The 20,944-nt window shown below is 45.0% G+C and carries 18 protein-coding genes and 1 tRNA gene; 18 read left to right on the forward strand and 1 reads right to left on the reverse strand.

Annotation, left to right across the window (positions count from 1 at the left end):
• Window positions 1–6 precede the first annotated feature (6 nt).
• The 18 genes from DEH07_11115 to DEH07_11200 all read left to right on the forward strand — a co-directional run bounded on the left by DEH07_11115 (window position 7) and on the right by DEH07_11200 (window position 19,650).
• A complete protein-coding gene (locus DEH07_11115; GenBank protein HBY05039.1) occupies window positions 7–1,026 on the forward strand; it encodes an aspartate-semialdehyde dehydrogenase in 1,020 nt (339 codons plus the stop codon).
• 4 nt (window positions 1,027–1,030) lie between these two features.
• A complete protein-coding gene (locus DEH07_11120; GenBank protein ID HBY05040.1) occupies window positions 1,031–2,257 on the forward strand; it encodes an aspartate kinase in 1,227 nt (408 codons plus the stop codon).
• Between the two features lie 50 nt (window positions 2,258–2,307).
• A complete protein-coding gene (locus DEH07_11125; protein HBY05041.1) occupies window positions 2,308–3,192 on the forward strand; it encodes a 4-hydroxy-tetrahydrodipicolinate synthase in 885 nt (294 codons plus the stop codon).
• Between the two features lie 344 nt (window positions 3,193–3,536).
• Window positions 3,537–4,016, forward strand: coding sequence for an AsnC family transcriptional regulator (locus DEH07_11130; GenBank protein HBY05042.1), 480 nt, complete (start codon window positions 3,537–3,539; stop codon window positions 4,014–4,016).
• Window positions 4,013–5,263: a pyridoxal phosphate-dependent aminotransferase gene (locus DEH07_11135; GenBank protein ID HBY05043.1), complete on the forward strand. Its 1,251-nt coding sequence runs from the start codon at window positions 4,013–4,015 to the stop codon at window positions 5,261–5,263. The genes DEH07_11130 and DEH07_11135 overlap by 4 nt, the downstream gene beginning before the upstream one ends.
• A gap of 27 nt (window positions 5,264–5,290) precedes the next feature.
• Window positions 5,291–6,979 (forward strand): arginine--tRNA ligase, encoded by a 1,689-nt coding sequence (locus tag DEH07_11140; protein HBY05044.1) that lies wholly within the window; start codon window positions 5,291–5,293, stop codon window positions 6,977–6,979.
• Window positions 6,980–6,997: 18 nt separating this feature from the next.
• The gene (locus tag DEH07_11145; protein ID HBY05045.1) at window positions 6,998–8,605 is read left to right on the forward strand and encodes a CTP synthase; all 1,608 of its coding nucleotides are present in this window, start codon (window positions 6,998–7,000) and stop codon (window positions 8,603–8,605) included.
• Window positions 8,606–8,639: 34 nt separating this feature from the next.
• Window positions 8,640–9,638: a signal peptide peptidase SppA gene (gene sppA / locus DEH07_11150; GenBank protein HBY05046.1), complete on the forward strand. Its 999-nt coding sequence runs from the start codon at window positions 8,640–8,642 to the stop codon at window positions 9,636–9,638.
• 16 nt (window positions 9,639–9,654) lie between these two features.
• Complete coding sequence (locus tag DEH07_11155) at window positions 9,655–10,332, forward strand: hypothetical protein (protein HBY05047.1); 678 nt, start codon at window positions 9,655–9,657, stop codon at window positions 10,330–10,332.
• Window positions 10,333–10,457: 125 nt separating this feature from the next.
• Entirely contained in the window at window positions 10,458–10,844 is a 387-nt protein-coding gene (locus DEH07_11160) for a two-component system response regulator (GenBank protein ID HBY05048.1), read from the forward strand.
• Between the two features lie 37 nt (window positions 10,845–10,881).
• Window positions 10,882–11,559 (forward strand): hypothetical protein, encoded by a 678-nt coding sequence (locus DEH07_11165; GenBank protein HBY05049.1) that lies wholly within the window; start codon window positions 10,882–10,884, stop codon window positions 11,557–11,559.
• 6 nt (window positions 11,560–11,565) lie between these two features.
• Window positions 11,566–11,772, forward strand: a complete 207-nt coding sequence (locus tag DEH07_11170) for a hypothetical protein (GenBank protein HBY05050.1) — start codon at window positions 11,566–11,568, stop codon at window positions 11,770–11,772.
• Window positions 11,773–11,803: 31 nt separating this feature from the next.
• Window positions 11,804–12,451: a fructose-6-phosphate aldolase gene (gene fsa / locus DEH07_11175; GenBank protein ID HBY05051.1), complete on the forward strand. Its 648-nt coding sequence runs from the start codon at window positions 11,804–11,806 to the stop codon at window positions 12,449–12,451.
• A gap of 242 nt (window positions 12,452–12,693) precedes the next feature.
• Complete coding sequence (locus DEH07_11180) at window positions 12,694–14,004, forward strand: transcription termination factor Rho (protein ID HBY05052.1); 1,311 nt, start codon at window positions 12,694–12,696, stop codon at window positions 14,002–14,004.
• A gap of 110 nt (window positions 14,005–14,114) precedes the next feature.
• Window positions 14,115–15,017, forward strand: coding sequence for a peptidase M23 (locus DEH07_11185; GenBank protein HBY05053.1), 903 nt, complete (start codon window positions 14,115–14,117; stop codon window positions 15,015–15,017).
• Between the two features lie 212 nt (window positions 15,018–15,229).
• A tRNA-Gly gene (locus DEH07_11190) sits at window positions 15,230–15,304 on the forward strand.
• A gap of 32 nt (window positions 15,305–15,336) precedes the next feature.
• Window positions 15,337–16,476 carry a hypothetical protein gene (locus DEH07_11195; protein ID HBY05054.1) on the forward strand — a complete coding sequence of 380 codons (1,140 nt, stop codon included), beginning with the start codon at window positions 15,337–15,339 and terminating at the stop codon, window positions 16,474–16,476.
• 408 nt (window positions 16,477–16,884) lie between these two features.
• Window positions 16,885–19,650, forward strand: a complete 2,766-nt coding sequence (locus DEH07_11200) for a hypothetical protein (protein ID HBY05055.1) — start codon at window positions 16,885–16,887, stop codon at window positions 19,648–19,650.
• A 13-nt stretch (window positions 19,651–19,663) separates the two neighbouring features.
• On the opposite strand, the gene DEH07_11205 is transcribed toward DEH07_11200, so the two are convergent.
• Window positions 19,664–20,869: a diguanylate phosphodiesterase gene (locus DEH07_11205; GenBank protein ID HBY05056.1), complete on the reverse strand. Its 1,206-nt coding sequence runs from the start codon at window positions 20,867–20,869 to the stop codon at window positions 19,664–19,666.
• Between the last annotated feature and the right edge of the window lie 75 nt (window positions 20,870–20,944).

Consider the following 20,944-nt stretch of genomic DNA (forward strand, 5'->3'; position numbering starts at 1 on the left):
AATATTGTGGAAGGGTATAATGTGGTTGTAGTTGGGGCTCCTGGAGCAGTAGGACAAGAAATTTTAAAAATACTGGAGGAACGGAATTTTCCCGTTGATCAGCTCAGGTTATGCGCTACCACGAGATCAGCGGGAAAGGAAATGGTTTTCCGCGGGAACAGCTATCAGGTAGAGGAGACAACTTTTGATTCATTTACGAAAATGGACCTGGCTCTTTTTGCAGGCGGCGCGGCCAGTCTGCAATTCGGACCGGCAGCCGTGGAACGTAATTGTGTGGTTGTCGACAACAGCAGCAACTTTCGCATGGATCCGGGAGTTCCTCTGGTTGTCCCTGAGATTAATCCTGAAGATGTAAAGTGGCACAAAGGCATTATTGCCAACCCAAATTGTTCTACCATCATTATGGTTCTTCCTTTAAAACCTATTTACGATGAGGCAGGCATTAAGCGTGTGGTGGTTTCCACCTATCAAGCGGCATCCGGAGCCGGCGCGGAGGCTATGGAGGAGCTTTTCCAGCAGACAAAGGCTATTATCCAGGGCGACGAGTACCTGCCTGCTGTTTTTCCTTACCAGATTGCTTTCAACCTGATTCCGCACATTGATGTTTTTCAGGATCTGGACTACACTAAGGAAGAATGGAAAATGGTTTATGAAACGCAAAAAATCCTGCATGATTCAAGCATTGCAATAACGGCGACAACAATACGCGTTCCTGTTTACAGAAGCCATTCCGAGTCAGTCAATGTTGAAACAGTAAAAAAACTGACCGCCGAACGGGCACGGGAGATTTTAGCCAAATTCCCCGGGGTTATGGTTTTAGACGATCCTTCCAAAAAGGAATACCCTATGCCCCTGTACAGTTCCAACCGTGATGAAGTTTTTGTCGGGCGCATTAGGGAAGATAATTCATTGCCAAACGGACTGAATTTGTGGATTTCTTCTGATCAGATCAGAAAAGGCGCCGCTACCAACGCCATTCAAATAGCAGAACTAGTTATCAAATATGGTTGTCTTAAAAGGAGATAAGATAATGAGGTTTTTGATACAAAAATTTGGCGGCACCTCTGTTGCGGCGCCTGAAATGCGTGAAGAGGTGGTTAATAGAATCCTGTCTGCTATGGGGGAAGGGTATACCCCGGTAGTTGTTGTTTCAGCCATGGGAAGAACAGGGGCCCCGTATGCCACTGACACATTAATTAACCTTGCCAGGCATGCTTTTAATGATACTAACGCCCGCGAAATGGATTTACTTATGTCCTGCGGTGAGATAATTTCCGGGGTAATCATGACTGCCACGCTTCAAGGGGCGGGATATTCCGCGGTGTTTTTAACCGGCGCGCAGGCAGGGATAGTTACTGATGAAAACTACGGCGAGGCCAGAATCAGCAAGGTTAAACCGGAACTGATCCTAAAATACGCAAAGGAAGGTAAAATAGCTGTTGTCGCAGGATTTCAGGGTGTTACGGAGGAAGGCCAGATTACTACCCTGGGAAGGGGCGGAAGCGATACTACGGCGGCTGCCCTTGGTGTTGCGTTGAACGCAGCCTGTATAGACATCTATACGGATGTTGAAGGAATTATGACCGCGGATCCCCGGATTGTGGAAGAGGCGTTTCCTTTGGAAAGTGTGACCTACGACGAGATCTGCCAACTGGCCTACGAGGGAGCCAAAGTTATTCATCCGCGGGCTGTAGAAATCAGCATGCAAAAAAGCATTCCCATGCGGGTAAGGTCGACTTTAAGCAATGCCCCCGGAACACTTGTGACTTCTTCCCATGAAGTTTACAAGGGAACCATAGATATAACGAGAGACCGTGCAATTACCGGTATTACACAGATACCGGGCATAATACAATATAAAGTGCAGATGGAACAGGGAACTGAAAAAAATCTTTCCAATCAGCGCCGTCTTTTTAAAAGCCTGGCTTTGGCCGGAATCAGCCTTGATTTTATCAATGTGTACCCCGACAGGGTAGTTTTCACAGTCAGAGAGCAATTCGGGAGAAAAGCTACTGAAGTCCTGGAAAATGAGGGTTTTGCGCCGGAAATTTCACAGGACTGCGCTAAAATTGCGGCGGTGGGCGGCGGGATGAATGGTGTTCCCGGTGTTATGTCAGGTATTGTAGAAGCGTTGACAAAAGAGGATATTCAAATCCTGCAGTCGAATGACTCAAATACTACCATTTGGGTGCTTGTGAAAAGGGAAGATATGGAGAGGGCGGTTCGCGCTTTGCACCGCCGGTTTTTACACAGTTAAGTTTACTTGAAGAAGTCTTTTTCCAATAAAAAATAAAGAGGTGAAAAAAATTGGCTACTGATTTTGGGCGGGTTATTACAGCCATGGTGACACCGTTTGATAAAGATTTTTCGGTCAATTATGACCTGGCAAAAAAATTAGCCCGTCACCTGGTCCAATCTGGTTCTGACGGTTTGGTTATTTGCGGAACCACCGGAGAATCACCTACTTTGACCAAGGAAGAAAAATTAGAGCTGTTCCGTATCGTAGTTGAAGAAATCGGCGGTGAGGCCACTGTCATTGCCTCTACGGGCAGCTATGATACAGCCGGCAGTATCAGCCTGACCCAGTCAGCGGAAAAGCTGGGTGTTGATGGCCTGCTTCTGGTGACACCTTATTATAATAAACCGTCGCAGGAAGGGCTTTACCAGCATTTTAAATCTATCGCCTTCTCTACTAACCTGCCGGTTATGCTTTATGATATTCCCGGGCGATCGGTGATTGGCCTGGCGCCTGCAACTGTAGCGCGATTAGCGGAAATTCCTAACATAATAGCTCTTAAAGAGGCACACTCGAGCATGGACCAGATCAGCGAACTGCGCCGGAACCTTCCTGATCATTTTGCTATTTACAGTGGAGATGATTCTCTGACATTACCCATGCTGTCACTGGGATCAAAAGGAGTAATCAGCGTGGCTTCTCATATAGTGGGTCCCAGGTTAAAAGAAATGATCAATGCCTTTTTGGCCGGTAATGTAACCCTGGCCAACCAGATACACCTGGAACTTTATCCTGTGTTCAGCGGTCTTTTTATTACCTCGAATCCGGTTCCGGTTAAAGCGGCTTTAAACATGCTTGGATGGCAGGTCGGACCGCCGCGGCTGCCTCTTGTAGAAGCTACACCCCAAGAGAAAGACAGTATTAAGAAAATGCTTGGACAGGTCAAGATGTTCTAGTCGATCAGGTTGTTGACTGTATCCAAAAGCGTATGGTAAAATTACCTTGTTTTTGTATATCTAAAAGCGATGAAAAGGAAGAAGGGTATTATCAGTCATTTTAGCGAACCGGGGAGGGTGAAAGCCCGGTTGAATTGTACCCTGAGCCCCCTTTGAGCTGTTGGCGGAAAGTTATGCTAAACAGCATAATCAGTATGCTCATACCGGACGCCTCCGTTAATGGATTTGAGAGGGATGCAACATAATTTGCAGCCAATGAGGGTGGTACCGCGAGAACCGGACTCTCGTCCCTTTGGGACGAGGTTTTTTATTGTGGTCAAACCAGGTAAAGGAGGTTTTAATTCTTGAAAGAAGTGCTTGAGATACTGGAGACCGACGCAAGACTCTCTGCAGCAGATATAGCCGTTATGTTAAACAAGGAAAAATCAGAAGTAAAAAAGGTTATCAAGGAACTGGAAAATAAAAAGGTTATCTTGAAATACATCGCCCTTGTCAACTGGGAGAAGGCAGGGGACGAGAAAGTGATGGCGATGATCGAAGTACGCGTTGCTCCTCAAAGAGATAAGGGTTTTGATGTTGTGGCGGAACGGATTTACCGTTTTCCTCAGGTTAGGAGTGTTCACCTTATGTCGGGTGATTATGACCTGGCGGTGTTTGTCGAGGGGCGAAATATGCGTGAGGTCAGTCATTTCGTTTCTACCAAACTGGCGACAATAGAAGGTGTTCTGAGTACGATGACGCATTTTATTCTAAAAACATATAAACAAGACGGTGTTATTTTGGAAGATGTTGAACAAGACAGGAGGTTATTAGTTTCTCCATGAACACGAACACCTCATGGGACGATTTTATTAACCCGGTAGTAAGAACAATACCCTGGTCGGGGATAAGAAAGTTTTTCGATTTGGTAGTCGAAACACCCGGCGTAATTTCCCTGGGAGTTGGAGAACCTGATTTTGTCACACCCTGGCATATTCGCGAGGCATGCATTTATTCTCTGGAAAAAGGTTATACCATGTATACTTCCAATTACGGCCTTCTGGAGTTGAGGCAGGCGATAGCACAGGAAATTTTCCGTACCGGTTTAAAATTCGATCCCAAAAATGAGATCCTGGTGACTGTCGGAGTCAGCGAAGCGCTGGATCTGGCAATACGCGCTCTTATTTCACCCGGAGATGAAGTCCTCGTTCCGGAACCTTCTTATGTTTCTTATGTCCCGTGTATTACTCTTGCCGGCGGCATAGTTGTAAGCCTGCCGACAACAATTGAAGGCAATTTCCGGATCAGCGCAGGTCAGGTTGAATCTGCTATAACGCCCAGGACCAAAGTGCTGCTCCTGTGCTACCCGAATAACCCCACCGGCGCGGTTATGGATAGAAAAACCTTGGCCGAGATTGCGGAGGTTGCTGAAAAACACAACCTGGTTGTAATAGCTGATGATATTTATGAGAATCTTACCTATGTCGGTGAGCATACCTGTTTTGCAACTCTTCCAGGTATGCAGGAACGTACCATCCTGCTGAACGGTTTTTCAAAATCCTATGCAATGACCGGGTGGAGGCTGGGTTACGCGGCAGGAAATCCGGATTTTATCGGTTATATGACAAAAATTCACCAGTATACAATGCTTTGCGCCCCAATTACCGCACAGATGGCTGCTATTGAGGCTCTTAAGAACGGCCGTCCGGCAATGAAGAAAATGGTCCGGGAATACAACAGGAGACGTTTGCTGGTAATACATGCCCTTCGGGATATGGGACTTCCCTGCCTTGAGCCCGGCGGAGCCTTCTACGCCTTTCCCGACATAAGCGGAACAGGCCTTTCTTCTGAGGAATTTGCCGGCCAGCTGCTTCAGGAAGAAAAGGTTGCCGTAGTTCCCGGCAATGCGTTCGGTCCTTGCGGAGAGGGATTTGTACGCTGTTCTTACGCAGCCTCGATGGAGGATTTAGGCCAGGCTTTCCGGCGTATGACCAAATTTGTCAAATCCCGCGGTATGCGGCCCAGAAAAATTTTCAGCTCTGTCACGAATACGGAACAAGCCTCACCCGGCCCGAAAGAGGCTGCAGGTTAACGGATTGCAGGAGGTCCGGAGCATTAAATGAGCAGTGCAGTAGACCAAATTAAAGAGAACTTAGCCGTAGCATTAAAGCGCGCGGTCGGAAAAGCTGTCAAGCAGGGTTTTTTTCAGGAGTTGCCGGAACTGCCCGATTTTATTATCGAGGTTCCCAGGGAAAAGGACCATGGTGATTTTGCAGCCAACTTGGCCATGTTGTTGTCCAAAAAGGTCCATTTACCCCCGCGGGAAATAGCCGGGATTTTAAAGGGCTGCATCGATTTGCAGGGTTTGCCTGTTGAGAAAGTAGAAATAGCAGGCCCTGGTTTTATTAACTTTTATCTTGATCCAAAATGGGTTTTGGGGATACTGCCGGGAATTATCACCTTTGAAGATAATTTTGGCCGGACGGACTTTGGCGGAGGGTTGAAGGTCCAGGTAGAATTTGTCAGTGCAAATCCTACAGGACTTTTGCATATGGGAAATGCACGCGGCGCTGCCCTTGGGGACAGCATCGCTTCTATTTTAAGCTTTTGCGGTTATCAGGTAAGCAGGGAGTTTTATATAAATGACACCGGCCACCAGATCGAGCTGCTGGGTGACTCCCTTCAGGCAAGGTATTTTCAGCTTTTAGGCCGCCCGGCCGAAATTGCGCCCGAAGGTTATCACGGTGAAGATATAATTGAAACAGTAAAGGGTTTCATTAACCTTTACGGGGACAGTTTTCTGGACATTGATCAGGCGGAACGTATAAACGCTCTTGTAGATTATACATTGAAGGAAAAACTTGCCGTAATTAAAGGAGCCCTGCTTTCATTCGGAGTATCTTATGATGTGTGGTTTTCTGAACAGGATCTGCATAATAACGGCGTTGTCAAAGAAATTGTCGACCGCTTAAATTCGATGGGTTTCCTGTATGAGCATGAAGGAGCTCTTTGGTTCAAAGCCAGAGAGTTTGGAGTGGAAAAAGATGAAGTAATTCTACGCAGTAATGGGGCGCCAACGTATTTCGCCACCGATATTGCTTACCACTTCAATAAATTCCAACGCGGTTTCGATCGGGTAATCAATATCTGGGGAGCGGACCATCACGGACATGTTGCCAGAATGAAAGGCGCAGTGGCGGCTTTAGGGTACAACCCCGACACCCTGCATGTTATAATAATGCAGTTAGTCCGCTTATACCGCGGCGGCGAAATCGTCCGGATGAGCAAACGCTCCGGCCAGTATGTGACTTTGGAAGAGTTAATTGAGGAAGTTGGCCGCGATGCGGCGCGTTACTTTTTTGTCATGCGCAGCGCAGACAGCCATTTGGACTTTGATCTTGACTTGGCTCGCGCTCAGTCAAACGAAAACCCGGTATATTATATTCAATATGCCCATGCCAGGATTTGCAGCATTTTGCGTCAGCTGGATGAAACAGGAAAAAAACTGCCTTCACCCGGATCAGATGATCTGAATTTGTTAAAGGAAGAAACTGAACTGATCCTTGCCAGAAGGCTTGCCGATTTTCCTGAAGAAGTTTCGATGGCCGGCAAGGATCTGGCGCCCCACAGACTGACCAGATATCTGCATGAAGTCGCCGGCCTCCTGCACAGTTTTTACAACAGCCATCGCGTGATTAGCCCGGATGAACGGTTGTCCTGCGCCAGATTATTGCTTGTCAAGGCAACACGTATAGTTTTACGAAACGGAATGCGTCTTCTAGGTATACAAGCCCCTGAACGCATGTAATAAAGGAGGGGTTTTCAGATAGCTAAATTTGTTTTTATTACCGGCGGTGTTGTTTCTTCGCTTGGCAAAGGGATTACAGCCGCGTCATTAGGTTGTCTTTTAAAAAGCAGAGGCCTGAAAGTTGCCATCCAAAAACTTGACCCTTATATCAATGTAGACCCAGGCACAATGAGCCCCTATCAGCATGGGGAAGTATTTGTTACTGAAGACGGGGCTGAAACGGACCTGGATCTCGGGCATTATGAACGGTTTATTGACAGTAATTTGAGCAGGAGCTGCAATGTGACCACCGGTGTCGTCTACTGGTCGGTAATTACCAAAGAACGGCGGGGCGACTATCTGGGAGCGACTGTTCAGGTAATTCCTCATATAACAAATGAAATTAAGGAACGTGTACTTAATATTGTTTCTGAAAGCAATCCCGACGTAGTGATCAACGAAATAGGAGGCACTGTGGGAGATATCGAGTCCCTGCCTTTTCTGGAAGCGATACGCCAGCTGCGCACCGACCTGGGCAGGGATAATGTGATGTATATCCACCTTACGCTTGTGCCTTTCTTAAGGGTAGCCAACGAATTAAAAACAAAACCCACCCAGCACAGCGTTAAAGAACTACGCGGTATCGGCATCCAGCCTGATGTAATCATCTGCCGCACAGAAAATCCGCTTCGCCCCGAACTGGAAGACAAGCTGGCCCTTTTTTGTGACATCGGCAAGGATGCCGTTATCCAGGCAGTCGATGTATCGTCTATTTATGAAGTTCCATTAATACTTGAGGACGAGGGCCTTGGTGAAATCGTCGTCCAGCGCCTGGGTTTAAAATGCCAGCCTCCCTCACTGCAGGAATGGCGCGATATGGTAGACAGAATGAAAAAACTGGAGAAAAATGTGGTCATTGCAGTTGTCGGAAAGTATGTTTCCCTGCCCGACGCATACTACAGCGTCAGCGAAGCTCTCCGCCACGCCGGACTGAGCCATGGCGCTGCAGTGGATATTAAATGGATTAATTCTGAGGAGCTTGAGCGCCGGGAAGCGGAGTATTTTCTGGCAGGGGTCGACGGAATTGTTGTTCCCGGCGGATTCGGTGACAGAGGTATCGAAGGCAAGATTGAGGCAATAGGTTATGCCAGGAAAAAGAAAATCCCTTTCCTGGGGCTTTGTCTTGGAATGCAGCTGGCCGTGGTTGAGTATGCAAGAAATGTACTTAATTGGAAGGATGCAAACAGCGCTGAGTTTAATGCGGCTACCTCCTATCCTGTTATAGATCTACTGCCCGAACAGAAAGAGATTGATAAAATGGGAGGGACCATGCGGCTTGGTTCTTATCCATGCAAACTTGAACCGGGCACGCTTGCATACAAAGCATATGATGAAGAGATAATTAATGAGCGGCACCGTCACCGTTATGAGCTGAACAACTTTTACAGGGCGGCTTTGAACGATTCCGGTTTGGTTTTCAGCGGGACACTTCCTGACGGGTATCTTGTGGAAATTATCGAACTTCGTGATCATCCATGGTTTGTCGCCACCCAATTTCATCCTGAATTCAAATCCCGCCCGAACAGGCCACACCCGCTATTCAGAGATTTTGTAGGCGCTTCCCTGGCTTTAAAGAAAACCAGGTGATAGATAGTGTCTATTTTAAAAGAGGGGTAGATGGATTTTGAACCGTAAGGTAATTGCCGTATCGGTTGTTGGGGCAGTAGTTGTTTCCTTGTTGATCGGCAGTGTCGTAGGTTTATTTTGCGCTGGCGGAAACAGGGAAAATAGTAAGGATGTCTATAAAGGAAAGGCTGTTGTAGGGATTATTTCTATCGAAGGCCCTATTGTATGCGGAAGTGAGACCCCCAGCGCCTGGAGTTCCGAGGTTAATTCGGATAATATCGTGTCTTTGTTAAGATCGGCTGAGGATGACCCGGAAATCAGGGCTGTTGTGCTGAGAATAAACAGCCCCGGGGGCACTGCGGCAGGATCCCAGGAAATTGGAGCGGAAGTTGACAGATTTCGCAGGGCAGGTAAAAGCATAATAGTATCTATGGCTGATGTTGCAGCTTCGGGGGCTTATCTTATAGCCTGCAGGGCGGATAAAATACTGGCTAATCCCGGAACCGTGACCGGCAGTATTGGAGTTATTATGGAGGTTAGTGATTATAGCGCTCTTTTTGATAAAATAGGTATTTCCTCAAAAACTTTTAAAAGCGGGCCGCATAAAGATATAGGCTCGTCCAACCGGGCGGTTACAAAAGATGAGCAGGTTCTTTTTCAGACTATGGTTGATGAAATCTATGGTGATTTTGTAAATTCCATTGCCTTAGGAAGGAAAATGGAATTAGAAAAAGTAAAATCACTTGCCGACGGACGTATCTTTACGGGCGCTCAGGCAAAGCAGGCCGGCCTGATCGATGATCTTGGCAATTTCCAGGATGCTGTTGCCTTGGCAGGAAAGCTATCGGGTTTGGGATCGGAACCGAGAACAGTTGAACTTGGTCCCAATAAAATCTGGGATGAATTGTTGGGTGATTCAATAGGCGCTTCTTTATTTTCCAAGTTAATTAACCAGTTCACATCAAATCTAAGCGGTAACGGGGCCGGCGGAGCACAAATGCAAAATACCAGCCCTTTCCCCGTGGTCTCAATGCTTTACCCGCAAAATTTTTAAAGGCAGGGATCTCTTCTTGGAAGAAAATGCTGTTACCTGTCAGGAAGTTCCGCCCGAAACTATACAACAAATGGGTGTTTTAGAACTTATTTACGGGATACTGTTTGAACCTGCGGATACTTTTAAAAAAGTGGCTGAAGCGCCGCCGCTTGGATTGTCTGTTCTGATTTTTTCACTGGTTAACATAACAACAATATTTATGAGTTTTCTAACCTTCTTTCATTTGCTGAATAAAAGCCTTCCTGCCGGCAGTGACGTCAGGGTGAATCTTACATTATCAATGATACTTTTGATAATATTTCTTGGTTTACTTATAAAATTATGCAACTGGTTACTATCTGCAAGTGTTTTTCATCTATTGGCGGAGCTTTTAGGGGGCAGGGGCAGCGTAAGGGGGTTGCTGGCAATTGTCGGTTTGAGTTACCTGCCGTTTTTTTTCCTGGCGCCTGTTGAGCTGTTATTACTAATCTGGGGTTTAAACAGTGTTGTTGTTGTTATAGTTATGATCCTGAACTTCTTAATTTTTATCTGGTGGTTGGCGCTTATGGTTCTCGGTGTTCGTCAGGAATACTCTTTTTCTTCAGGCAGCGCCTTGGCAGCGGTTTTTCTTCCGGTATTTCCATTCATTGTCTTCCTGATACTCCCCGTTCTTCTAATAACTGTTGTGGTAATTTCAATTTCCATATGCTCCTGAAACCTTTTAAAAATTACTTTATAATGATGCAGGGATTTGTATTTTTGCCGTCGAATGTATGTGCTAAATAGGCTTTGCAACTGTTAAAACAAAATTTAATCCGCTGCAAAGGTGAAATGAGACAGATGAGTTATGACCTGCTGATTGTAGATGATCAGGCCGGCATCCGGCGGTTGCTCTGGGAAGTTTTTATTGAAGAAGGTCTGGAAGTTGATATGGCTGCTTCAGGCGCTGAGGCCATACGTAAGGTTGTTTCACAAAAGCCCCGGTTAATTTTGTTGGACAGCAATATGCCTGAAATGAGCGGACTGGAAACTGCGGCGAAAATCAGGGAACTTAACTTAGATACAATAATAATGATGGTCTCTGCCTTTGATGATACATTTTATATTTCCAAGGCAAAAGATCTGGGAATAAATTATTACCTTAACAAACCTTTTGATATAATAAGCCTTCGCTCAATGGTGCGTGATATATTAAAAGGAATCAAGGAAACAGAAGTTGCGGTTTAGTTTGCATTGCCAATTGAAATGAAAGGGGCTTTAACTCTTGATCATTACTACAGAGACAATGCTGGCAATGCGTTGCCCCAAATGCGGCAAACTGGAATTTCATAAACTCTCCCGGTTTACTTTTTCCGGATCTAATTCTGTCGAACTTGCCTGTACTTGTGGAGCGACCAAAATGATTATTTCCCTCAGAAAAAGAGGGGAGTTATGGTTTCAGTTAAGCTGTGTTGTATGTGAAGCAATGCATTTGCGTATAATTAGCAGCCAGTCCATAAGGCAGCAGAAGGTCATCACTTTTACTTGCCAGGAAACGGGTCTCGAACTGGGGTATATGGGCCCTTATGATAAAATACGTCAATTGATCCAAAATCCGAAAGAAGTTGAACTGCTGTTCAGTGAGCTCACAAGCGAGGATTATTTTAATAACAGCGAGATAATGCATCAAGTGTTGACTTACATAAATGAATTAGCCGAGCAGGGACTAGTATCCTGTCAGTGTGGGAATTATAATATATCGATAGACATTTTTCCCGACAGGCTGGAGCTGCAGTGTAAAAAATGCAATGGAACAAGTATAATCTATGCCGAAACTGAGGAAGATCTGTCCATAGTCCAACAGGTGGATGAACTTGAACTGATCAAAGAAGGTCTTGGATTTCTCGATAGCCTTGCACATACAAGCCTCTCGAAAAAAAATCGTTATCAGCATGATCAATAATAAATATTGTTGTTTTTTAAGGCAGAAGGTAACGCTGTAATAATCTTTACCCCTGTTAAAGTATTGTTCGCCCTTCACGATTATTTCAATGTTCCCTCAGACGCTGATGAAATTGATTCCCGCAAGATATTAGGCTCGCGCGGCAGACCGTTGCCGAGACGCAAAAAAGCAAAAATGAGCCTTTTTAAAGCGCCGGTAAAGCCGGTAGAATAGTCTCGTAAACAGAAGGAGGATATTTTCCAAAATGAAGCTTTTCCTTGATACTGCAAATATTGAAGAAATAAAAGCTGCCAATGCTTTGGGAGTGATCAGCGGCGTAACTACAAATCCATCGCTGATTGCCAGAGAAGGGCGTGTATTTGAACAGGTAGTCAGGGAAATTACCTCAATTGTGGATGGGCCGATCAGCGCGGAGGCAACAAGTTCCGATGCCCTGTCCATGATTGCGGAGGCGCAGGAGTTAGCAGGTATACATCCCAATATTGTGGTGAAAATACCTTTAACAGCTGAAGGCTTAAAAGCAATAGCCGAATTGGCTAAAAAAGGAATCAAGACCAACGCGACACTGGTCTTTTCAGCAAACCAGGCCCTGCTGGCGGCTCTAGCCGGCGCTTCTTTCGTCAGTCCTTTCGTCGGGCGCCTTGATGATGTCGGGCATGACGGTATGGAAATTGTCGCAGATATAATGGATATTTTCGAAACCTACGGTTTTCCTGCCCAGGTGATTGCGGCAAGCATCCGGCGCCCCATGCATGTGATTATGGCCGCAAAAGCAGGAGCTGACATAGCGACAATACCTTATCAGGTATTAAAACAAATGATTGCGCATCCTTTAACTGATGCCGGCGTTAAAAAGTTTATGGATGATTGGGCCAAGGTTCCTAAGAAATAAAAAATTTATTTCAAAAATCTAAATTCTAAATTGGAAGATATCGTCATAAAATATACCTGTATTCTCCTATGCTTCCAGCAAAATTTTATGATCCTATCCGGTTTTCTATTTGGTTTCCCCTTTTTACAATTTAAAGAGATTATGGCCATATAATTTTCCTTTTTCGTAAAAAGTCGATGTGAATTTCAATAAAGTGTATAAAATGCAACCCGCTTAAGCAGGTTATTTAAGGAGGGTCATTGTTGACTTTTTCTGAGTTGGAGTCGAAAACTCTGCAAGAATTGTACAAAATCGCCAAAGAATTGGAGATTCCGGGTTATTCAAGGTTCCGGAAAAAAGAGCTGGTTTTTGAGATTATCAAAGCGCAAACTGAGAAAACCGGGCTGATTTACGCACAAGGTGTGCTGGAGATCCTGCCGGACGGTTTTGGGTTTTTAAGGCCGTTTTGGTATTTTCAGAGCCAGGATGATATCTACGTTTCGTCTTCACAAATCAGGCGCTTCGACTTAAGGACCGGAGATCTTGTCGCGGGACAGGTACGCGGCCCCAAAGACAGCGAGCGTTATTTCGCTCTTTTAAGGGTTGAACAGGTAAACAGTTATAATGCGGAAAGCGCCTCGGAAAGGCTGCATTTTGACGGCTTAACGCCTTTATATCCCCAGGAGCGGATCAAGCTGGAAACACATCCGGGGGGTTACTCGGCAAGGATTATTGACCTGCTTGCTCCCCTCGGCAAAGGGCAAAGAGGATTAATCGTAGCCCCTCCGAAGGCCGGGAAAACGACTTTGCTGAAGGATATTGCCAACAGCATCAGCAGGAACCATCCGGAAATTAAACTAATGGTCCTGCTTGTTGACGAGAGGCCCGAAGAAGTAACCGACATAGAACGTTCGGTAAAAGGCGAAGTAGTCAGCTCCACTTTTGATGAACCTCCGGAAAACCACGTCAAAGTTGCCGAAATGGTACTGGAAAGGGCGAAACGCCTGGTCGAACACCATGAAGACGTGGTTATTCTTTTAGACAGCATAACCCGACTTGCACGGGCTCACAACCTGGTTGTTCCGCCAAGCGGGCGTACTTTGAGCGGCGGTATGGATCCAGCCGCGCTTCATAAACCCAAGCGGTTTTTTGGAGCGGCCCGTAAAATAGAAGAAGGCGGAAGCATGACGATCATGGCTACAGCCCTGATTGAAACGGGAAGCCGCATGGACGATGTGATTTTTGAAGAGTTCAAAGGTACAGGCAATATGGAACTTATTCTGGACCGCCGTCTGGCCGAGAGGCGCATATTTCCCGCGATTGACGTCCAGCGTTCCGGCACGCGTAAAGAGGAACTGCTTTTATCCAAGGAAGAGCTTGATTGGATGTGGTACTTCCGCAAAGCCACAGTGAATATGGCCCCCTGGGAAGCCATGGAAATGATGCTTGATCGGATGAAGAAAATCAAGACAAATGAGGAAATTCTGCAACAGTTTCAAAATGCGGTTCGAAAAGTAGGGCCTGTAGTGACTCCCGACAGGCCGCCTGATATACGCCGCGAACTTTCCAGTTAAAAACTCTAATGTATAAAAGAGCAATATTATGGTAATACTTGTTCATGAGTTTTTAAAACTCTTTGAAACTGGTATTTTATTTGTTTTTTTGCTTCAAGAAGGAGATCAAATTGAAGGATAGCTTTATAACTTTGAAAAAAGTTTTTGTTGCCATAACGATATGTTTCATTGGTATGTTTGGCTGTTGCCATACTCCGGCCAGAGCAGGTCTGGATGAATTTATCCGCCAGGATGTATCTTACTTCAAACTAACCCCTGTAGGCGGGGGAGCAGAGGTGGAAAGCGACAAGTCAACATCTTATATTGTTCAGCGGGGAGATACTCTTATATCTGTTGCCAAAAGATTTGGACTGCAGACAAACATAGTGGCCGATGCCAATAACTTAAGAGACGAGGACTTTATTGAAGCCGGAAAAGTCCTGCTCATACCCGGAACAGCACAGGATCATTTAATCCAGCCGGGAGAAACGTTAACCGGCATAGCCCATGATTACGGCGTATCATTAAACAGCCTGGTCCTGGCTAATAACCTTCATGATGACGACATGTTAATCGCAGGACAGGAATTAGTTGTTCCTTTATCTGAGAATAATGTTCTGCCTGCATGGAATTATACTGCCGGTCTGCCTGTAAATATGTTAGCTTGGCCTGTCGCCGGCGGTTGGGTAAGTTCCGGCTTTGGAATACGTGACGGCCGTCCTCACGAGGGTATCGATATAGCCGCCTTTGAAGGAGATTCGATCGAAGCGATCAGATCCGGGCGGGTAATTTTCGCCGGTCCCCGCGGCACATATGGGTTAACGGTAATTATAGACCATGGTTCCGGTTTAACTTCTCTGTACGGCCATACCTCAGCTATCCTGGTCAGGGAAGGTGATTCTGTAAAGGAAGGCCAGATTATTGCCCGTGTAGGGAGCACCGGCCGTTCCACCGGACCCCACCTTCACCTGGAGGTTCGTTTGAACGGCATTCCATACGATCCCCTTTTATGCCTTGTGAAGGCCTATGCATAAGAAGCGGGGTACTATAAGAAACCTTAAGAAACCTGAAGAATCCTCTCCCTTTCGGAAGAGGATTCTTATTTTAGTGTTAAATATATGCCCCATTTCGGGGATCCCTGGTTAATCCACACCTGTAAAACATAACACTATAAAATTCCATGTAGAGACACATAAAGACCCCTGTACTTGACTTTAAAAGCTCCGGTGGTATAATAACCTTATCTGCGGGTGTAGCTCAACGGTAGAGCACCAGCTTCCCAAGCTGGGGGTTGCGGGTTCGATCCCCGTCACCCGCTCCAAAAATTTTTAAACCCTTCAAAGGTTTGCTGCTTTGAAGGAAAAGACGGATCTACCGGATAATGATAGAAAGAATGCAGTAAATTTTTTGCTCAGATCATTTCGGTACCGAAATTACCGCCTTTTCTTTTTCGGCCAAGGTATTTCATTAATCGGGACATGGATGCAGAATATAGCCATGAGCTGGTTGGTATACAGCTTGACAAAGTCCGCCCTGATGTTGGGACTCGTGTGTTTCGCAGGACAGATACCTACTTTCCTTTTTACGCCTTTTGCCGGTGTATTGGCTGACAGGTACCACCGGAAGTCAATCTTAATTGTCACCCAAACTTTATCGCTGATTCAGGCTTTTGCTTTGGCCCTGCTTGTTTTAACAGGGAAAATTTCAGTGATGTATATATTGCCTTTAAGCATCTTTTTAGGCCTGGTAAACGCTTTGGATATGCCCACAAGGCAGTCATTTGTGGTTGACATGATTGAGAATAAGGAAGATTTGGGAAACGCAATTGCTCTAAATTCTTCCATGTTCAACAGCGCAAGGCTGCTGGGTCCGTCTATCGCCGGTTTAATAATCTCAGCCATAGGTGTAGGAGCCTGTTTTCTTGTTAATGGTTTTAGCTACCTGATGGTAATCGGCGCCTTACTTGCCATGCGGGGGATTCCCAAGGAGGAAAGAGGGAGAGGTTCTCAGATTCTGCAAGAACTGAAAGAAGGTTTCCTTTACGCTTTTGACTTCTCGCTGATTCGCTGGATTATACTTATCCTCGGTTTGATAAGTTTGGTTGGCATGCCTTACGCAGTTCTTATGCCCATCTTTGCCAGGGAAATTCTTCATGGAGGCCCCTCATACGCTGGGATTCCTGATGGGTTTTGCGGGTTTTGGAGCCCTGCTTGGAGCGGGTTTTTTAGCCTCAAAAGAAAATACACGCGGTCTGTTAAGACTAATTCCTGTTGCCGCCGGTATTTTCGGTACCGGGCTGATTGCCTTTTCACAGTCACGTACTTTATGGCTTTCCTACTTTTTAATGCTGGTTACGGGTTTGGGCATGGTAATGCAGATGGCTTCATGCAATACAGTAATCCAGACTATCAACGAAGGAATTATTTGTATCCCTGCTTTTCCAACTCATCATCGTCACCTGGTTCCATTTCAACTGAAAGAATCATTACCTGATCAGGGTACAGGGATAATCCTTCCGCAAGCTTATCGCGGATAAGCGACTGAGTTTCCTTTTCGTCCTGACAGGGCAGGTTTTCCATTGTTATAGCGAAGACAACCCTCATTTATGTTATCCTCCTTTCCAAGATCTGTTTTGATAACAGCTTAAAGCAAGGAAAAACTAACCTGACTACAGTATAGATTTTTCAACAAGAAACCGTTTCTTCCTGCTCTTATTTTGAAATGAATTTAGCAGACAAGGCAAGTTTTCTTCGAGAGATCTTTAAAGCTGTCATTCATTGACTTTACCATTTTTTAACGGTATAATATTTGTGTTAAAAACCAATCTTATTTAGAATTGGCCATTATTTGTTAGATTGAACGGTTTAATCTGTGTTAATTTCTTCAGGAGTGAGCGCCACAATGTACGCGGTAATTCTTGCGGGGGGAAGCGGTACCCGCCTGTGGCCGTTGAGCAGGGAAAACAATCCTAAACAAAACCTGAAACTGCTGGATAACGAAAAGAGCCTTTTACAGGAAACAGTAGAGAGAGTTTTAAAAGTCATCCCCGAAGAACGTATTATTATCGTCATTCATAAGGATCAAAAAGCCGGCATTGAAAATCAGCTTAAGAGTCTGGGGATTGAAAAGGCAGTTCTGATGAGTGAGCCGTCAGCCCGCAACACAGCGCCCGCAGTCGGCCTGGCGGCCTGGTATATTGAAGAGGTTGACGGGCAGGATGCTCTTATGGCGGTGCTGCCCGCAGATCATTTGGTCACTTCAAAAGAAGAATTCGCCATTCTTTTTAACCAGGCCAGGCAATCCGCCAAACGTTACGGGATGGTTACTTTCGGAATCAGGCCGACCTACCCGGAAACTGGCTACGGATATATTAAATGTGGGGAAAGGCTGGATGAATGGACATACAGGGTCCGGAAATTTGTTGAAAAACCTGTTTTTGATCAGGCCTGCATTTATTTGAAAGATCCGCGCTTCTTATGGAATAGCGGTATGTTTGTTTTTAAAGTGGAGGACTTGATCGCACAATATCGCAGATTTCTTCCTGGATTGTCGGATAGTTTGGATAACCTGGATTACAGGGAATACTCCAATCTGGAAAAGATTTACGGGTCAATCGAAAGCATCTCCATAGACTATGGAATCCTTGAAAAGTCCGATCAGGTAACAGTTATTCCTGCTGATTTTAGCTGGAGTGATGTTGGAAACTGGGAAGCCCTGTATAAAATTTTCCCTAAGGATATCCACGGGAATTATGTCAGGGGAAAAGTAGTCAGCCTGGACACGCACAGTTCGCTTATTTATTCACAGACGCGGTTAATCGGTACTATCGGAGTCGAAAATCTTATTATTGTTGATACAGAAGATGTTCTTTTAATATGTTCCAGAGAAAAGACACAGGAGGTAAAAAAGATTGTGGAAGAAGTAAAAAAGAACAATTTACTGGAAAACAAGGTCAATTCCGCAGGCGATAAACCTTCTGAAGCTTATAAAAAGTGGCTGAATTCCAGGGTAATCGATCCGGATACACATCAGGAACTCTTAGATATTAAGGATGATCCGGATAGTATAATTGACCGGTTCGGGACCGAATTAAGCTTCGGTACCGGAGGAATGCGCGGGATGATCGGAGCGGGATTAAACAGAATCAACCGGTATGTGATACGGAAAGCAACACAGGGTCTTGCCGACTACCTGCGCGATCAGTATAGTGAAACTCAAAAAATCAAGGTAGCCATAGCCTACGATACAAGGTACTATTCTGGCGAATTTGCTGAAGAGACTGCTCTGGTTCTATCCGCCAACGGCATTGAGGCGCTGGTTTTTAAAGGAGTCCATCCAACTCCCTTACTTTCCTTTGCAACCAGGGAACTTGGATGCTGCGCCGGTGTGGTAATCACGGCCAGCCATAACCCGCCCAATTACAATGGTTACAAGGTTTACGGACCGGACGGGGCGCAGTTGGTCTCTCAAATGTCTGACAAGCTTACAAAGGCTATCTCGCAGGTAGATATATTTGATGATGTGTATATAATTCCTATGGAGGAAGCGGTTGATAAGGGCCTGTTCAAATACGTCGGTTCTGAGCTGGATGAACTTTATATAGAAAAAGTTCGCTCTCTTTCCCTGACTGAACCGGAAAGCAATATAAAAGTAGTTTTTACTCCCCTTCACGGAACAGGTTCCTGTTTTATTCCCACTCTGCTGGGAGAAATGGATTATATCGATCTGTATGAAGTAAAAGAACAGATGTCTGCGGACCCGGCATTTCCTACTATACGGGTTCCTAATCCAGAGGACCCGGAAGCTTTTACAATAAGCCTGGAGATGGCTGGACACTTGAATGCGGATCTTGTTCTGGCTACAGATCCGGACTGCGACAGAGTTGGCTGCGCCGCCCGGAACAGAAACGGCAGTTACAGTTTTCTCAATGGAAATAAGATTGGCGCACTGTTGCTGGAATATATCCTGGGACGGCTTTCCGAAAAAGGGGCTTTGCCTGCTGACGGTGTTGTAATCAAGACAATAGTCACCGGGGAAATGGGTAAAGCGATCGCGGCTTCCTACGGTATACGTACAATGGAAACACTAACGGGATTTAAATATATAGGGGAAAAGATTAAAGAATTTGAAGAAACCGGATCCAGCCATTTCCTTTTTGGATATGAAGAAAGCTATGGTTTTCTGGCCGGAACTTTTGTGCGCGACAAGGATGCCAATATCGCAGCTTTTCTTATTGCCGAGATGGCGGCATATTATAAGCAAAGAGGGCAGAACCTGCACGAAGTCCTGGAAGATTTGTATAAGCGGCACGGTTATTATAAAGAGGATTTGCTTTCGCTTAATCTGCGAGACAAGGCGCTGGAAGCAAAACTGATGGAAGCTTTTAATAATGAACTTCCTGAGACAGACTGTATGACTGCCGTGGAAAAAAGGGATTATTCCTGTGGTATATGTTGTGACCTGATTAATGGCTCGGAAGTATGCTTGGATCTGCCGAATTCCAGGGTTCTTTATTATAAATTTGACGATAACAGCTGGTTCTGTGTAAGACCTTCCGGCACGGAACCTAAAATAAAAATTTATCTGTCGGTAGTAGGTAAAAGTGACGAGGAAGCTGCTAATAAACTGGAAAGCCTAAAAAAAATGATCCTGTCCAAAGCCGGTTAAATTGGCCTCAATTTTAAAAGAATATCTTATTGGCCATATCCATGGAATTAATATAAAAATTCACAACTTCTTTTTCGTCAAGATTTAATTTGACGGCCAAGTTATGAAAACAATCCCAATCTCCTTTTTCGTAGGCTATCATCAGGTCGTAGGGATCTCTATATGGACTGTCGTGGCCTAACAGCGCTTCTTTCGATTCTTCACTGATGGGCAGATCCGGCAAAATGTTTTCCAGTGGCTGATCTAAAAAGGCATCTATCAAAGAAAACATGCCCAGCAGGAAAAACTCTGAGCTTCTGTCTTTAAAGCCAATCTTGGCAGAAAGCAATTCGCAGAATGTAGCCCGGCAAAGGGCTGTAATAATTAGTTCGCTAGGCTTGTCCTCTCCGATCATTTTTAAGGCAATTAAAGAAATCCATTTAACAGTCCCCTTTCTGCCCAGCAGAGTAAGGGCGTGTTTTATCGACCGGATCTCTGATTTTAAATAAAAAACAGCCGAATTTATAAACGTTAAGAGCTTATATGACAGGGCAACATCATTTCTAATCAATTTTTCAACACTGTCAAGATCAAATTCTGGCTTATTGACAGTTCTCATGAGCTGGAAATAGTTCATTTTATAGGAAGGGATATCTTTACTCTTTACTATCATGGGCTTGCTGAAGAAATAACCCTGAAAGTATGTATAACCCATTTCCCGGGCTTGAGTAAATTCATCGTAAGTCTCAACTTTTTCGGCCAAGAATTTTTTGTGTTTGCCAATTGTGTTGATGATTTTTTTTCTTGATGAGAGATCTGTAGTTAAAAAATCCACCTTGATAAATTCAGCCAGGTCGATTAAGGGTTTATACTTCTCATTGTATAAAAAATCATCCAGGGCAAGGACGAATCCCATATCTTTCAACTTTCTGCAAGCCTGAATTGTTGTAGTATCCGGCTCAACGTTTTCAAGTATTTCTATCACAGTCGTTTCTTTGGGAAGGTATGTGGCAACCTCGCCTTCCAACAAATTTTTTGTAAAATTGATAAAAGCTCTTTTGCCCCTGGTGAGTTTTTCATAACCTATTAAAAGTAAACTGGATGTAATTACCTCCAGGGTTGCCTTATCCCCGTCATCGCAGTCATAAAAATTCCCTGCGCCTGATCTGTAAAGCAGTTCATATGCAAAAACGTTTTGATTTTTATCAAAAATTGGCTGCCTGGCCAGAAGGACTTCCATACTAATTAATACCTCTTTTCAAACATAAAGGTTTTTTTACTATTAAGTAATCGACCCGGACAAAGGAAATCTTAA

Source organism: Desulfotomaculum sp. (assembly GCA_003513005.1).
Classification (GTDB): domain Bacteria; phylum Bacillota; class Desulfotomaculia; order Desulfotomaculales; family Nap2-2B; genus 46-80.